Annotated in this window: 14 protein-coding genes, 1 tRNA gene and 1 pseudogene; 4 read left to right on the plus strand and 12 right to left on the minus strand. The window is 71.1% G+C overall.

Annotation, left to right across the window (positions count from 1 at the left end; all coding sequences use genetic code 11):
• Positions 1 to 7: 7 nt before the first annotated feature.
• Positions 8 to 1,141, minus strand: a complete 1,134-nt coding sequence (locus tag AB0E88_RS25690; RefSeq protein WP_361634771.1) for an undecaprenyl/decaprenyl-phosphate alpha-N-acetylglucosaminyl 1-phosphate transferase — start codon at positions 1,139 to 1,141, stop codon at positions 8 to 10.
• A gap of 234 nt (positions 1,142 to 1,375) precedes the next feature.
• Between AB0E88_RS25690 and AB0E88_RS25695 the strand changes: the two genes are divergently transcribed.
• A complete protein-coding gene (locus AB0E88_RS25695; RefSeq protein WP_361634774.1) occupies positions 1,376 to 3,658 on the plus strand; it encodes a (Fe-S)-binding protein in 2,283 nt (760 codons plus the stop codon).
• A gap of 79 nt (positions 3,659 to 3,737) precedes the next feature.
• Here AB0E88_RS25695 and AB0E88_RS25700 read toward each other — a convergent pair whose 3' ends face one another.
• The gene (locus tag AB0E88_RS25700; protein ID WP_361634777.1) at positions 3,738 to 4,061 is read right to left on the minus strand and encodes an antibiotic biosynthesis monooxygenase; all 324 of its coding nucleotides are present in this window, start codon (positions 4,059 to 4,061) and stop codon (positions 3,738 to 3,740) included.
• Positions 4,062 to 4,351: 290 nt separating this feature from the next.
• Between AB0E88_RS25700 and AB0E88_RS25705 the strand changes: the two genes are divergently transcribed.
• Positions 4,352 to 5,632 (plus strand): VCBS repeat-containing protein, encoded by a 1,281-nt coding sequence (locus AB0E88_RS25705; protein ID WP_361634780.1) that lies wholly within the window; start codon positions 4,352 to 4,354, stop codon positions 5,630 to 5,632.
• A gap of 92 nt (positions 5,633 to 5,724) precedes the next feature.
• Positions 5,725 to 6,717, plus strand: coding sequence for a Yip1 family protein (locus AB0E88_RS25710; RefSeq protein ID WP_361634783.1), 993 nt, complete (start codon positions 5,725 to 5,727; stop codon positions 6,715 to 6,717).
• An 83-nt stretch (positions 6,718 to 6,800) separates the two neighbouring features.
• On the opposite strand, the gene AB0E88_RS25715 is transcribed toward AB0E88_RS25710, so the two are convergent.
• Entirely contained in the window at positions 6,801 to 7,298 is a 498-nt protein-coding gene (locus tag AB0E88_RS25715; RefSeq protein WP_361634785.1) for a phosphoribosyltransferase, read from the minus strand.
• Positions 7,299 to 7,306: 8 nt separating this feature from the next.
• The gene (dcd, locus tag AB0E88_RS25720) at positions 7,307 to 7,882 is read right to left on the minus strand and encodes a dCTP deaminase (protein WP_361634788.1); all 576 of its coding nucleotides are present in this window, start codon (positions 7,880 to 7,882) and stop codon (positions 7,307 to 7,309) included.
• A 594-nt stretch (positions 7,883 to 8,476) separates the two neighbouring features.
• Here dcd and AB0E88_RS25725 point away from each other — a divergent pair.
• Positions 8,477 to 8,550 (plus strand) — tRNA-Gly (locus AB0E88_RS25725).
• Between the two features lie 211 nt (positions 8,551 to 8,761).
• On the opposite strand, the gene AB0E88_RS25730 is transcribed toward AB0E88_RS25725, so the two are convergent.
• The 8 genes and pseudogenes from AB0E88_RS25730 to AB0E88_RS25765 form a co-directional block, all read right to left on the minus strand.
• On the minus strand, positions 8,762 to 9,172 hold the full coding sequence (locus AB0E88_RS25730; protein ID WP_361634791.1) for a PIN domain-containing protein: 411 nt from the start codon (positions 9,170 to 9,172) through the stop codon (positions 8,762 to 8,764).
• Complete coding sequence (locus AB0E88_RS25735; protein ID WP_361634794.1) at positions 9,169 to 9,390, minus strand: type II toxin-antitoxin system VapB family antitoxin; 222 nt, start codon at positions 9,388 to 9,390, stop codon at positions 9,169 to 9,171. The genes AB0E88_RS25730 and AB0E88_RS25735 overlap by 4 nt, the downstream gene beginning before the upstream one ends.
• Before the next feature lie 346 nt (positions 9,391 to 9,736).
• A pseudogene (locus AB0E88_RS25740) lies at positions 9,737 to 9,900 on the minus strand (VapC toxin family PIN domain ribonuclease); the annotation flags it as partial.
• Positions 9,897 to 10,319, minus strand: a complete 423-nt coding sequence (locus tag AB0E88_RS25745) for an arsenate reductase ArsC (protein WP_361634797.1) — start codon at positions 10,317 to 10,319, stop codon at positions 9,897 to 9,899. The gene AB0E88_RS25745 and the pseudogene AB0E88_RS25740, both read right to left, overlap by 4 nt.
• A gap of 25 nt (positions 10,320 to 10,344) precedes the next feature.
• Positions 10,345 to 11,160 (minus strand): MIP/aquaporin family protein, encoded by an 816-nt coding sequence (locus AB0E88_RS25750; RefSeq protein ID WP_361634800.1) that lies wholly within the window; start codon positions 11,158 to 11,160, stop codon positions 10,345 to 10,347.
• Positions 11,157 to 11,537 carry a metalloregulator ArsR/SmtB family transcription factor gene (locus tag AB0E88_RS25755; RefSeq protein WP_361634803.1) on the minus strand — a complete coding sequence of 127 codons (381 nt, stop codon included), beginning with the start codon at positions 11,535 to 11,537 and terminating at the stop codon, positions 11,157 to 11,159. Before AB0E88_RS25755 ends, AB0E88_RS25750 begins: the two co-directional genes overlap by 4 nt.
• Positions 11,538 to 11,597: 60 nt before the next feature.
• Positions 11,598 to 12,242, minus strand: a complete 645-nt coding sequence (locus AB0E88_RS25760) for a response regulator transcription factor (RefSeq protein ID WP_361634806.1) — start codon at positions 12,240 to 12,242, stop codon at positions 11,598 to 11,600.
• On the minus strand, positions 12,230 to 13,480 hold the full coding sequence (locus tag AB0E88_RS25765; protein ID WP_361634809.1) for a histidine kinase: 1,251 nt from the start codon (positions 13,478 to 13,480) through the stop codon (positions 12,230 to 12,232). Before AB0E88_RS25765 ends, AB0E88_RS25760 begins: the two co-directional genes overlap by 13 nt.
• Positions 13,481 to 13,527 lie beyond the last annotated feature (47 nt).

A 13,527-nucleotide genomic window follows, 5' to 3' on the forward strand; every position in this document is an offset into this window, starting at 1 on the left:
TCAAGTCTTATCCGTTCCTTACACGCAATGGCGCTCTGACCTGCGACGATGGCGGCCGCCGCGGTGGCTGTACCCGCGAAAAAGAGGACCGCGTACTCGTCGGGACGGGCTGCCGGGGCGCTCGCGCCATGGTCTCCGGCCCCGCCCCGGGGCCCGGCCCCCGCCTCCGCGGCGCCCGGTACACCGGCACCCGCAGCAGCGCGAGGACGACGACCAGCGCGGTGCCCGCCACCCACAGCGCGGCACCCGGCCGGGCCCACCCGGCGTGCACCAGCACACCCACGAGTACCCCCGCGGCCGAGGCCACGCCCAGCAGTACGGCGGTGCCCTGCGCGGTGAGCCCGAGCCGCCGCAGCCGGTGGCCGAGGTGGTCGGGTCCGCCGCGCGCCAGCGGCCGTCCGGCCAGCCGCCGCGAGAGGGCGACGAGGACGATGTCGGCGGCGCCGAGCGCGACCAGCGGCCCGAGGACGGCCGCGGTGCCGGTCAGGTCGTAGCCCGACCGGGTGACCACGGCCGCGGAGGCCGTCAGGAAGCCGGTGAACAGCGAGCCGCAGGAGCCGAGCCCGATCCGGGCGGCCGGCCAGCCGTGCATGAGGAAGCCGGTGAGCGCGGCCGCGAGCACACTCAGCAGCACCGCGAGCCCGTCCATCACCTCCGCCGCGGCGCACGCCGCCACCCCGAAGGCGGTCAGCACCCCCACGGTGCCGGCGACGCCGTCGGCGTGGTCGAGTGAACGGAAGGCGAGGGAGGCGGCGGCGACGAAGACGACGCCCAGCATCCCGCCGAGCACCCCCGTCTCGTCGTACGGCACGACGAACGCGGCCGCCACGACCGTCCCCACCAGCAGGAACCGGGTCTTCAGCCGCCACACGTCGGCGGCGAGGCCCAGCGCGGCGACCGCGGCGCCCGCGACGAGCAGCTGGTCGTTGCCGTGCCCGAGCGGCGCCAGACGGGTCCAGTTGCCGGCCGCGGCGACCAGACAGGTGGCGAGCACCATGGCCGCCCCGCCGAGCAGCGGCACCGGCCGCGTGCGCCGGCGCCGGTCGACGAGCCCCAGGCGCAGGGCAGGCGTCCGGAGCGCTCCCGCGAGCAGGGCGGTGAGCAGCAGGGCGGCGGTGGCGGCGGCGATCCCGTAGAGCACGGATATAAGTTAGAGGTGAATGTACCAATTTGGTACGAATAACACGTTCAGATTGCGACCGGCTTCCGGGGGCCCGCCGTTTTCCTGTGATCCTTTAAGGCAACCCTCAGCGACACAGATCACCGAACGGCTGGCTACATTGCATCGGAAGATAGGGGTAGTCTCAGACGAACTGAATAAGTTACCGCTTAGTAATCTCCGTCGATTCACCCCTCGCAGGCCCGAGGAGCCCCCATGCAACTCGCCGCGATCATCGTGTCGCTGGCCCTGACCGTGGTCGGCGTCGCCCTGCTCGCCCGCGCCATCGGCCAGTTCGTCCGGTACTTCAAGCTGGGCCAGCCGGTCCCGGCGGGCAGCCGGACCGACAACCCCTACGCGCGCAGCGTGACCCTGGTGCGGGAGTTCCTCGGCCACACGCGCATGAACCGCTGGGGGATCATCGGCATCGCCCACTGGTTCGTGGCCATCGGCTTCCTGACGCTGCCGCCCACGATCATCAACGCCTACGGTCAGCTGTTCCAGGCCGACTGGACGCTGCCGGTGCTCGGCGGCTTCCTGCCGTACGAGATGTACATCGAGTTCATCGGCGCGATGACCACGCTCGGCATCGCGACGCTGATCGTCGTCCGCCTGCTCAGCCTGCCCTCGCGGCCCGGCCGCAAGTCCCGCTTCGCGGGCTCGAAGATGGGCCAGGCGTACTTCGTCGAGTACGTCATCCTCATCATCGGTCTCGCGATCTACGTGCTGCGTGCCCTCGAGGGCGCCCTGCACCACGTGGACCACTACGAGGCCGGCTACTTCGCCTCGTACCCGGTGATCCTGGCGCTGAAGGGCCTGAGCGTCTCCACGCTGCAGAACCTGGTCTACCTGTTCGCCATGATCAAGCTGGGCACGACCATGATCTGGATGATCACGGTCAGCCTCAACACCAACATGGGTGTGGCCTGGCACCGCTTCCTGGCGTTCCCGAACATCTGGTTCAAGCGCAACGCGACCGGTGAGACCGCGCTGGGCGGCCTGCAGCCGATGACGAGCGGCGGCAAGCCGATCAACTTCGAGGACCCGGGCGAGGACGACGTCTTCGGCGTCTCCCAGGTCGAGCAGTTCTCGTGGAAGGGCCTGCTGGACTTCTCCACCTGCACCGAGTGCGGCCGCTGCCAGTCGCAGTGCCCCGCCTGGAACACGGGCAAGCCGCTCTCCCCGAAGCTGCTGATCATGTCGCTGCGCGACCACGCCCACGCCAAGGCGCCGTACCTGCTCGCGGGCGGCGGCAAGACGATGGAGGGCGAGGAGAAGGCGTCCGCCGAGGCCCTGAAGGACGTCCCCGCGTCCGCGCTGGCCGAGGCCGAGCGCCCGCTCATCGGCACCGCCGAGGAGAACGGCGTCATCGACCCGGACGTGCTGTGGTCCTGCACCACCTGCGGCGCCTGCGTCGAGCAGTGCCCGGTGGACATCGAGCACGTCGACCACATCGTCGACATGCGCCGCTACCAGGTGATGATCGAGTCCGCGTTCCCGTCCGAGGCGGGCACGATGCTCAAGAACCTGGAGAAGAAGGGCAACCCCTGGGGCCTGGCGAAGAAGCAGCGCCTGGAGTGGACCAAGGAGGTCGACTTCGAGGTCCCGGTCGTCGGCAAGGACATCGAGGACCTCACCGAGGTCGAGTACCTGTACTGGGTCGGCTGCGCCGGCGCCCTCGAGGACCGCGCCAAGAAGACCACCAAGGCCTTCGCCGAACTGCTGCACATCGCGGGCGTCAAGTTCGCGATCATGGGCGGCGACGAGAAGTGCACCGGTGACTCCGCCCGCCGCCTGGGCAACGAGCCCCTGTTCCAGGAGCTCGGCATGGAGAACGTGATGGCCCTGAACACGGCGTTCGGCGAGGAGCTGGACGACGAGGGCAAGGTCGTCGCCGAGTCCGCGAAGCCGAAGTCGGCGAAGAAGATCGTCGCCACCTGCCCGCACTGCCTCAACACGCTCGGCAACGAGTACCCGCAGCTCGGCGGCGACTACGAGGTCATCCACCACACCCAGCTGCTCCAGCACCTGGTGGACGAGGGCAAGCTGATCCCGGTCACGCCGGTCGAGGGCATCATCACCTACCACGACCCGTGCTACCTGGGCCGGCACAACAAGATCTACACGCCTCCGCGCGAGATCATCGCCGCCGTCCCCGGCGTCCGCAACGAGGAGATGCACCGCCACAAGGAGCGCGGCTTCTGCTGCGGCGCCGGCGGCGCGCGGATGTGGATGGAGGAGCGGATCGGCAAGCGCATCAACAACGAGCGCGTCGACGAGGCTCTGTCCGTCAACCCGGACATCGTCTCCACCGCCTGCCCGTTCTGCCTGGTCATGCTGACCGACTCGGTCAACGGCAAGAAGAACGAGGGCAAGGCCAAGGAGTCCATCCAGGTCGTGGACGTCGCCCAGCTGCTCCTCGACTCCGTCAAGACGCCGGTCGACCCGGCGGGCGAGGCCGAGTCCGAGAGCGCGCCGGAGCCGGAGCCGGTGAAGTAGCCTCCCGGCACCGCGAAGCCCGACGGCGCCCCCTGACCCGCACAGGCAGGGGGCGCCGTCGTTCGTGTGTCCGGGTCGCTCAGGCGCCCTTGGGGGCCGCCTGCTGGACCACCTCGAAGGACCACAGGGTCGAGCCGGACGCCGCGGGCCTCGGCCGCTCGCCCTCGCCGCCGCCCTGGTGGGCGGCCTTCATCGGCCCCTCCATCCAGGCCTGGAAGGCCGCCTCGTCCCGCCAGCGCGTGTACACCAGATACTGGTCGGTGCCCTCGACGGGGCGCAGCAGCTCGAACCACTCGAAGCCGTCGGAGTTCTCCACGGTGTGGGCCCGCGAGGCGAACCGCTTCTCCAGGACCTCCCGCTGCTCGGCGGGCACGGTCAGCACATTGATCTTCACAACGCTCATGCCCCCATCCTGACCCACGCAGGCCGGCACGCACCCTGCCGGGGCGGTTCCGCTCCACGGGGAGCGGGGGCGCGCCGGCCCCTGCCGGAGGAGTGTCGGCCCCCTGCCGGGGCCGCCGACCCCCTGCCGGGGGCGCGCCGGCCCTGCGGGCGGGCGGACGCAGCGTGCCCTCCGGGGCGCGTGGTCCGGTCTGCTGTGCCGGGGCCGACGGCGGGGCTGGGGGTGTCCTTGGGGGTCGAACGCGTGCATGATTGCGGGGTTGTTGCCGACGGGGCGGGTGGGGTGGACCGGTGCGGGTGCGAAGAGGGGCTCTGTCCGCGGCGGCCACCGGGTGTCTTCTCCTGCTCGCCGCCTGCTCGGCCTCCCCCGAGGACCGGCCCACGCCCGTCCGGGCGGCCCCGGCCATCGCCCCCCTGCCGGTTCCGCGCGGCACCGGCAGCAAGGTTCCCGACGACTTCAACGGCGACGGCCACCGCGACCTCGTCCTCAACGACCTCGCCAAGACCCAGCCGCACACCGACGACCCCGGCATCGGCATCGTCTACGGCAGCGCGCACGGCCTCGTCCCCGGCGCCCGGCAGCTGCTCGCCCCGCGCACCCACGCCGCCCGGGCCGGCGGTGAGCTGCCCGCGCTGTTCGAGGCGGAGGCGTCCTGCGACCTGGACGGCGACGGCTTCACCGACCTCGTCGTCTCCACCGACCCGCCCTACGACGGCCAGGGGCAGCCACCGGTGCCGTTGCAGCTGCTCTTCGGCTCGCCCGGCGGCCTCACCGGGCGGGGCGTCGTCCTCGCCGTACCGGCGCGCGCCCGGGCCGGCAACGACTGGCCCGACCAGCCGGTGTGCGGCGACTTCGACGGCGACGGCCACACCGACCTCGCGCTGCACGCCACCGGCGGCAAGCTGAGCTTCCTGCGCGGCCCGTTCACCCGGACGGGCGCCCCGCACGCCGCCGCCGCGCCGATCCCGGCCCCCGGCAACCTGCCCACCGGCCCCGCCGCCGACGTCGACCGCGACGGCTACGACGACCTCGTCGTCCGTACGGGGGAACGATCCGGCACGTCCGCGGTGGTCCTGGGCGGCCCCGACGGCCCCACCCGCACCGGTGCCGTGCTGCCGGACGGCATCGACGTGGCCCTGGGCCGCTTCGGCCGGGGCGAGGCGCTGGACGCGGCGATCGGCACGATGGGCGGCACGGCGCTGCGCTACGACCTGCCCGGCGCCCGCCGCGCCACCCTCGACTCCCCCGGCACGGTGCTCGACGCCGCCGACTTCGACGGCGACGGCCTGAGCGAGCTGGTCTCCAGCGGCTCCCGGCTGAAGGTGTTCCGGGGCCGCCCGGCGGGCCTGTCCGCGCGGGAGATGGTCATCGTGCGGCCCACGGCGCACGGCACGGCCCGGGTGGTCGCCGCCGGTGACTTCGACGGCGACGGCAGGGCGGACCTGGCCGTACGGACGTATCGGAGCGAGACGCAGGACACGGTGACGGTGTATCCGGGGACACGGCGGGGGCTGGTGTCGGAACGGCCGGCGGTGACGTTCTCGACACGGGTGTTCCTGCCGCCGGCGTGAGTCGGGCGGGGTGAGCGGCGGCAGGTTGAGCCACCTGGCCCGGAACCGCCCCTGAAAGGGCCCCGAAGTGCCGGGCGTTGGACCCTTAGGGGATGTCACAGCTCGGCCGCAAACCCCCGCCGGGGACTCGGCCGTGGGCACGTCACTCTGCGGAACCAGGTACGTTCGATGACGTGGCTGGATTCAGGATCGGACGCGGCGGCCGGGACGGCCGTGCCCCGCAAGCGCGACCGCAACACCCCCCGTACGGACAGCAGGCGCCGCAGGGACCGTCGTACGGCTACCCGCAGGCGCCCCCACCGGGCGGCGCGGGCGGCCCGGCGTCGCCGTGGCCGCAGGCCGGCGCTCACCCGCCCCAGGGAGAGCCGGAGTACTTCGGCGGCCCGGGCGGCGGCTACGGCCCCGGCCCGGCGGACCCGTACGCGGCGAACCAGCCCGGACATACCCAGGCGTTCTCCGTCGACGAGCAGGCACGCTTCGACGAGGGCTACACGCAGGGCGGCACCTACCAGGCCGGCGCCGCGGCCCCGGCCGGGCCGATCGGACCGCGGCTGCACTGGAAGGACCTGCTGAAGGGGATCGTGCTGTCCCCGAACCAGACGTTCCTGCGCATGCGGGACTACGCGATGTGGGGCCCGGCCCTGATCGTGACGTTCCTCTACGGCCTGCTGGCCGTCTTCGGCTTCGACGGCGCCCGCCAGGACGCGATCAACGCCACGCTCTCCAACGCCATCCCGATCGTGCTGACGACGGCCGTGGCCATGGTGATCTCGTCCTTCGTGCTCGGCGCGGTCACCCACACGCTGGCCCGCCAGCTCGGCGGCGACGGGGCGTGGCAGCCCACGGTCGGCCTGTCCATGCTGATCATGACCCTGACGGACGCGCCACGCCTGGTCGTCGCGATGTTCGCGGGCGGCGACGCGCCGTTCGTGCAGGTCCTCGGCTGGGCGACGTGGGCCGCGGGGGGCGCGCTGCTCACCCTGATGGTGAGCCGCTCGCACGACCTTCCGTGGCCGAAGGCACTGGGCGCGTCGGCGATCCAGCTGATCGCGCTGCTGTCGATCGTGAAGCTCGGCACGTTCTAGGCCCTGCCGGCGCGTGAAAGGCCCCCGGCGGTGACGCCGGGGGCCTTTCACGTGCGCGCCGCGCGGCAGCGGGCGCCGGGGTCTCAGGCGTCGAGGACCTGACCCTCGCGCTTCACGACGGGCGGCTCGACACTCCACGGGAAGTTGATCCAGTCGTCGGTGCGCTTCCAGACGTACTCGCACTTCACGAGCGACTGCGGCTTCTCGTAGATGACGGCGGAGCGGACCTCCGCGACGTGGTCGAGGCAGAAGTCGTGGACGAGCTTGAGCGTCTTGCCGGTGTCGGCGACGTCATCCGCGATCAGCACCTTCTTGTCGGTGAAGTCGATCGCGTTCGGCACCGGGGCGAGCATGACGGGCATCTCGAGGGTGGTGCCGACGCCGGTGTAGAACTCCACGTTGACCAGGTGGATGTTCTTGCAGTCGAGGGCGTAGGCGAGACCGCCGGCGACGAAGACGCCGCCCCGGGCGATGCTCAGCACCACGTCGGGCCGGTAGCCGTCGTCGGCGATGGTCTGCGCGAGCTCGCGCACGGCCTTGCCGAACAGTTCGTAGGTCAGATTCTCACGCACGTCACTCATGCTCGCGCTCACACCTGCGTCCGATGGAAGTTGATGTAGGACCGGGAGGCGGTGGGGCCGCGCTGCCCCTGGTAGCGCGATCCGTACCGCTCGGACCCGTAGGGGAACTCGGCGGGCGAGCTGAGCCGGAACATGCACAGCTGGCCGATCTTCATCCCCGGCCACAGCTTGATCGGCAGGGTGGCGAGGTTCGACAGCTCCAGCGTGACGTGTCCGGAGAAGCCGGGGTCGATGAACCCGGCGGTGGAGTGGGTGACGAGCCCGAGCCGCCCGAGCGAGCTCTTCCCCTCGAGCCGGGACGCGATGTCGTCCGGGAGGGTGATCACCTCGTACGTGCTGGCCAGCACGAACTCACCGGGGTGCAGGATGAAGGGCTCGTCGCCCTCCGGCTCGACCATCCGGGTCAGGTCTGCCTGCTCGACGGAGGGGTCGATGTGCGGGTACCGGTGGTTCTCGAACACCCGGAAGTAACGGTCCAGCCGGACGTCGATGCTCGACGGCTGCACCATGTCTGTGTCGTAGGGATCGATGCGGACCCGCCCGGCATCGATCTCGGCCCGGATGTCCTTGTCTGAGAGAAGCACGTAGCGAGGATACGCAAGGCGTGCGGAGCCCCCCAATCGTGAGGGTCCCGCACGCCGAGGACGATCTCTCCCGCGGTTCCGCCACGGCCTCTCGCCGCCGCGGCCTGCCTCCGCTTCCGCTTGTCTCCGCTTCCGCTTGTCTCCGCTACCGCTTCCCGGCGAGGGTGACCGGCACCGCGCTGCGGAGCCGGGCACACCGGGGACACCGGACGAGGCGTCCGGGACCGAGTCGCTCGGCCTGCTGCATCGGGAACGAAGCGGCGGTGAACACGTGCCCGTCGGCACAACGGACGAGGGTGCGCTCCATCAAGTCCTGAAGTCCCTTCCCCAAAGAGCCGCGTCGGGCTGGACTGCCCTGACGACGAGGCCACACATTACGGGATGAAAGGGACGGCCCTCCAGGCGGCACTCCGACCTCGCGCAGCCCCTCGGGCACGCCACCACCGTACGCCCCAACTCCGGTCCCCCGCAGCCGCGTACCCCGCCCTCGCGCACACACGCAGGCCCCCGTCCATGAACACCGGGGGCCTGGGATGAGGTACAGTGGGCGACGGTTCCGACACCACCCGACCCGGGAGGCCGTCGGCAACTTACGCGGGTGTAGTTTAATGGTAGAACATCAGCTTCCCAAGCTGAGAGCGCGAGTTCGATTCTCGTCACCCGCTCCAGAGAGAAACCCCAGGTCAGCGGCCTGGGGTTTGTTTGTTGTCAAGAGCGGCAGGCGCCTTCGGCTTCGACCCGGCCGTCGGGCTGGACGCGATCGCCTCTCTCCGACGACGGCTGACGCCGTGCCAGGCACGCCATACACGTCAAGTGACGCTTCAGGCCCCGATGGCCGACCTTCGCAAGTTCCCGTCCACAACCCGTGAGGAAAGTTCCTCAGGTGATGTCGTGGACATTGTGCTCGAGCAGATCGGTTGCGTGCCGGGCGATGGCCCCGTAGTCGGCATCGTCGTGGAGGACAGCCAGGTCGTGGTGGGCAGCGGTGGCGGCGATGACGAGGTCCACCGCCGAGGCGCTGCGATGCTCCCCGGCCTGGGCCATACGGTTTTGCACCGCGCTGATCCAACGCCCCGCGTTCTTGGGCACCGACACGTCGGGATAGAGGTCGGTGAACATCTCCGCGATCTCGTCGTACTCACGGCCGTTCCGGGCGCTGTACAGAAACTCGGTTCGCTGCACATAGCAGGATGCGATGGCACCGGCGTCGATCGCGTCGTACCAGGCCGACTGCAGTTTTGGTTCGCGGAGCAGCCGGACCAGGCCGGAGGTGTCGAGCAAGTAGATCACCGGGGGTGCTTCTCCGCCCGGTGCAGGCGCTCGGCGTCCTCGACGGCACCCCACTCACGCGCCCGCTCGAAGTGACGGCTGATGCGCGCCGCACGCTCCTGCTGTTCGGCGTAGAAGCGCAGAGCCAGGTTGACCGCCTCTTTCTTGGTCCTGACCTTGGCCAGAGCCATGGCACGCTCCAAGGCGTCATCATCGATGTCGATCTGGGTCACAGACATACGAGCACCTCCTACGCAATGTTGGTGATGTACATAGAAAAGTATGTCACCAACATCAGTGATGCGATCTCCGAACGTCAGATGAGCAATGGCAACGGAAAACTCCGGATCAGTCCGTCAGGCCATGCCCGCCGCTCGGCGCGAAGCGCCGCGCGCCGTATAGCTCGACAGAGGGTGGCTTCCGTGCCCAGAGCGTGCCCGTAGGTACGGACGACCACGGTCGACAGCGGTGCGAACAAGCCCGCACAGCGGTGCCGACACGACGTATTCACCCAGGTCAGCCGCCATTCACCCAAGCGCCGTCGCTTCCCCAGCTGAGAGCGCGAGCAGGTCGAAGACCCGGGGGTTCGTAGTCGGCGGCAAGTGCCACGTTCACCGCGTCGGCGAGGCCGAGGCCGAGCGCGCGTAGCGGATACGGACGGACTGGGCGGCGCCCAGGTGGTCCTGCGTGATCTCCGGCAGGACGACACGACCCCGGCTCACCCAGCGGCGCAGGTCGTCGGCGGTCAGGGGCGGCTCGGCGGGGCGATCTCGGTGAGCAGGGCGTGGATGCGCTGCTCGATCTCGTCGCGGATGGGGCGGACCGCGTCGACGCCCTGCCCGGCCGGGTCGGGCAGTTCCCAGTCGAGGTAGCGCTTGCCGGGGAAGACGGGGCAGGTGTCGCCGCAGCCCATCGTGATCACGACGTCGGACGCCTGGACCGCCTCCACCGTGAGCATCTTGGGCACCTCGGCCGAGAGGTCGATGCCGAGTTCTGCCATGGCTTCGACGACGGCCGGGTTCACGGTGTCGGCGGGGGCGGAGCCGGCTGAGCGCACCTCGACGCTGTCGCCTGCCAGGTGCGTGAGGAAGGCGGCCGCCATCTGCGAGCGCCCGGCGTTGTGGACGCAGACGAACAGGACGGAGGGGCGCTCGGCGGGAGAGGGCATGGTGGTGTCTTTCGGGGTGCGGTGGTCAGAGGCCGGCGGGGGCGGCCGGTTCGGGTTCGGCGGGGGCGGTGCGTTCGGGTTCGTTGGCGGCGGGGCCTACCGGTTCGGCGGGGGTGGTGGCTTCCGGTTCGGCGGGGGCCGGGGTGGGGGTGGCCGGCGTGGGGGCGGGCCGGGCGAACACGGTGGCCACCAGGGCCAGGCCGACCAGCGCACCGGCGGCCTGGGCCGCGATGAACGGGCCGACCGAGGCGGGCGCGATGCCGGCGAAGGTGTCGGTGAAGGCGCGGGCGACGGTGACGGCGGGGTTGGCGAAGGACGTGGAGGACGTGAACCAGTACGCCGCGCCGATGTAGGAGGCCACGGCCAGCGGGGCGAAGTGAGCCCGGCCGGTCCGTGCGAGCCCGAAGATCAGCAGGACGAGTCCCGCGGTCGCGACCAGCTCGCCGAGCCAGAGGTGACCGGCGGAGCGGTCGTGGCCGGACCACTGCACCAAGGGCCTGGCGAACATGGCGTTGGCCAGGACGGCGCCGCCGATCGCTCCGGCCGTCTGGGCGGGGAGGTAGGCGGCCACGTCCCGGAGGGTCGGTCCGTCAGGGGCGCGCCGGCCGGTGAGCCAGGCCGCGAGCGTGACGACGGGGTTGAAGTGCGCGCCGGAGACCGGGCCGAACACCGCGATGAGCCCGCCCAGTCCGAACACGGTGGCCAGCGAGTTGGCGAGCAGCCGCACTCCGGCGTCCTGGGTCAGCTCTGTGGCCTGGATGCCGGAGCCGACCACCATGGCGACCAGGGCGGCCGACCCCACGGCTTCGGCGAGGGCACGACGCGCCAGCGGTGCGCTCACGCGGTGGCCTCCACGTTGCGCGCGGTGGTGAGGAACGCGGCGAGCCCGTCCAGGGTGCCGGGCAGCGCCCAGTAGTAGACCCAGGTGCCCCGGCGCTCGCAGTCGATCAGGCCCGCCTGCCTCAGCAGCTTGAGGTGATGGGAGATCGTCGGCTGGGACAGCTCGAAGGCCGGGGTCAGGTCGCACACGCAGACTTCGCCGCCGACCCGCGAAGCGATCAGCGACAGCAGGCGCAGGCGTACGGGGTCGCCCAGCGCCTTGAAGATCTTCGCCAGAGCGGCCGCCCGGTCCTCGTCCAGGGGAGCGGCCACCAGGCCCGGGCAGCAGGGTGCGGGCTGATCGTCCTGCCCGAGCACCGCCGACTCTTGCTTCGACATGCTTCTATGTTGACGTTTCTCGATTCAAGGCGCAAGCTCCGCCTCCGCCCCGGAGGGGTGTCAGGACACGCCCAGGAAGCGGAGCACCGCGAGGACCCTGCGGTGGTCCGCGTCCCCTTGCGGCAGGTCGAGCTTGGTGAAGATGCTGTTGATGTGTTTGGCGACCGCGCTCTCACTGATCACCAGCGCTTCGGCCGTCCCCGCGTTGGAGCGGCCACTCGCCATCAACTCCAGGACCTCGCGCTCCCGGGGGGTGAGCCGGTCCAGCGGATCGCTGTGGCGGCGCACCAGCAACTGGGAGACGACCTGGGGGTCCAGGACGGTGCCGCCGGCCGCCACCCGCCGTAGCGCGTCGGCGAACTCCTCGACGTCCGCCACCCGTTGCTTGAGGAGGTAGCCGATCCCCGATGTGTGCGAGGACAGCAGGTCGGCGGCGTAGCGTTCCTCGACGTACTGCGAGAGCAGCAGGACCGCTGTTTCCGGCGACCGGCGTTTGATGACCAGCGCCGCCCGCACGCCCTCGTCCGTGAAGCCGGGAGGCATACGGACGTCCACGACCGCGATGTCCGGCCGGTGTTCCTCGACCGCCGACAACAGCGCCTCGGCGTCCCCGACTTCGGCGACCACCTCGAACCCGGCCATCTCCAGGACCTTCACCACGCCGATCCGCAGCAGGACGGAATCCTCGGCGATCACAGCGCGCACGGCAGCTCCACGGTCATCACGGTCGGCCCCCCGACAGGGCTGTCGACCGACAGGGTGCCATCCACCGCGGCGACCCGCTTGGCCAGCCCCGTCAGCCCGCTCCCCCCGGCCGGATCGGCCCCGCCCACACCGTCGTCGCTGATGACGACCAGCAGCGTCGGCCCGAACCGTTCCACGGAGACCTCGGCCCTGGATGCCTCGGCGTGCTTCACCACGTTCGTCAGCGCTTCGGAGACGACGAAGTAGGCGACGGCCTCGACCGTGGGCGACGGCCGCGACGGCAGGTCCACGCTCACCCGGACCGGGATGGGCGCCCTGCCGGCGACTCCCGAGATCGCGGCATCCAGTCCGCGGTCCTCCAGAACGGCCGGGTGCAACCCGCGCACCAGGCCGCTCAGTTCCTCTATCGCCTCCTTCGCCTCCCGGTGCGCCTCGTCGATCACGCGGCGGGCGTCCTCGGGCAGGTCGCCGAGCGTCGCCCTGGCCAGCCCCAGGTTGACCGCCAAGGAGACCAGTCGCTGCTGAGCACCGTCGTGCAGGTCGCGCTCGATGCGGCGACGTTCGGCGTCGACGGCGTCCACCAGGCCCGCCCTGCTCTCGGTCAGATCATCGACCCGGCGCGCCAGTTGCTCCTCGCGGCTGGGCCCGAGCAGGACGGTCGCGATGCGGGTGTCGAGCCGTGCGAGGGCCCCTGACAGCCATGCCGCCGCGTACAGCAGAGCCGTGCCCGCCGCGGTGAGGGCGGCCGCCCACGTGGTGTAGCCGGGGTGGCCGACACGCCAGTCGAGGGGCACCAGCCACAGCCATGCGTAGACCGAGACGGCCGCGCCGGCCGCGATCCACAGCAGGAGGACCAGGGCCGCCACGAGCGCCAGGAGCGGGCCGTCCAGCAGGTGGTACATGAGCTGCCGCCGTCCCGCCGGGCTGCGGATCCACTCGACCGGCCCGGGCCGGCGCCCCGCGTGGGGCGAGGGGATGTCCACGCCGAGCCGGGTCCGGAAACGGCCGTGCTGCGCCGCGGTGATGAGCGGTCCGGCCAGCGCGACGGCGGCCGGCGGGACGAAGACCGCGAGCAGGACGGCCCACATCGCGACCGGCACGAAGAGCATCCACGGCAGTGCCAGCACGAACAGCACGCCGAGCTGGATCAGGACGCCTGTGGCGAGGAACGCGACCGGGCGTCCGGCTCCTCGGAGCGGCCGCAGGATCACGCGCCGCAGACGCGCAGTTGTAGGCATGGGGAGACCGTATGCGCCGAGCTGAGGAGCGATCCATGGCGTAGGTG

The sequence above is a fragment of the Streptomyces sp. NPDC028635 genome (assembly GCF_040637635.1).
Lineage (GTDB): Bacteria > Actinomycetota > Actinomycetes > Streptomycetales > Streptomycetaceae > Streptomyces.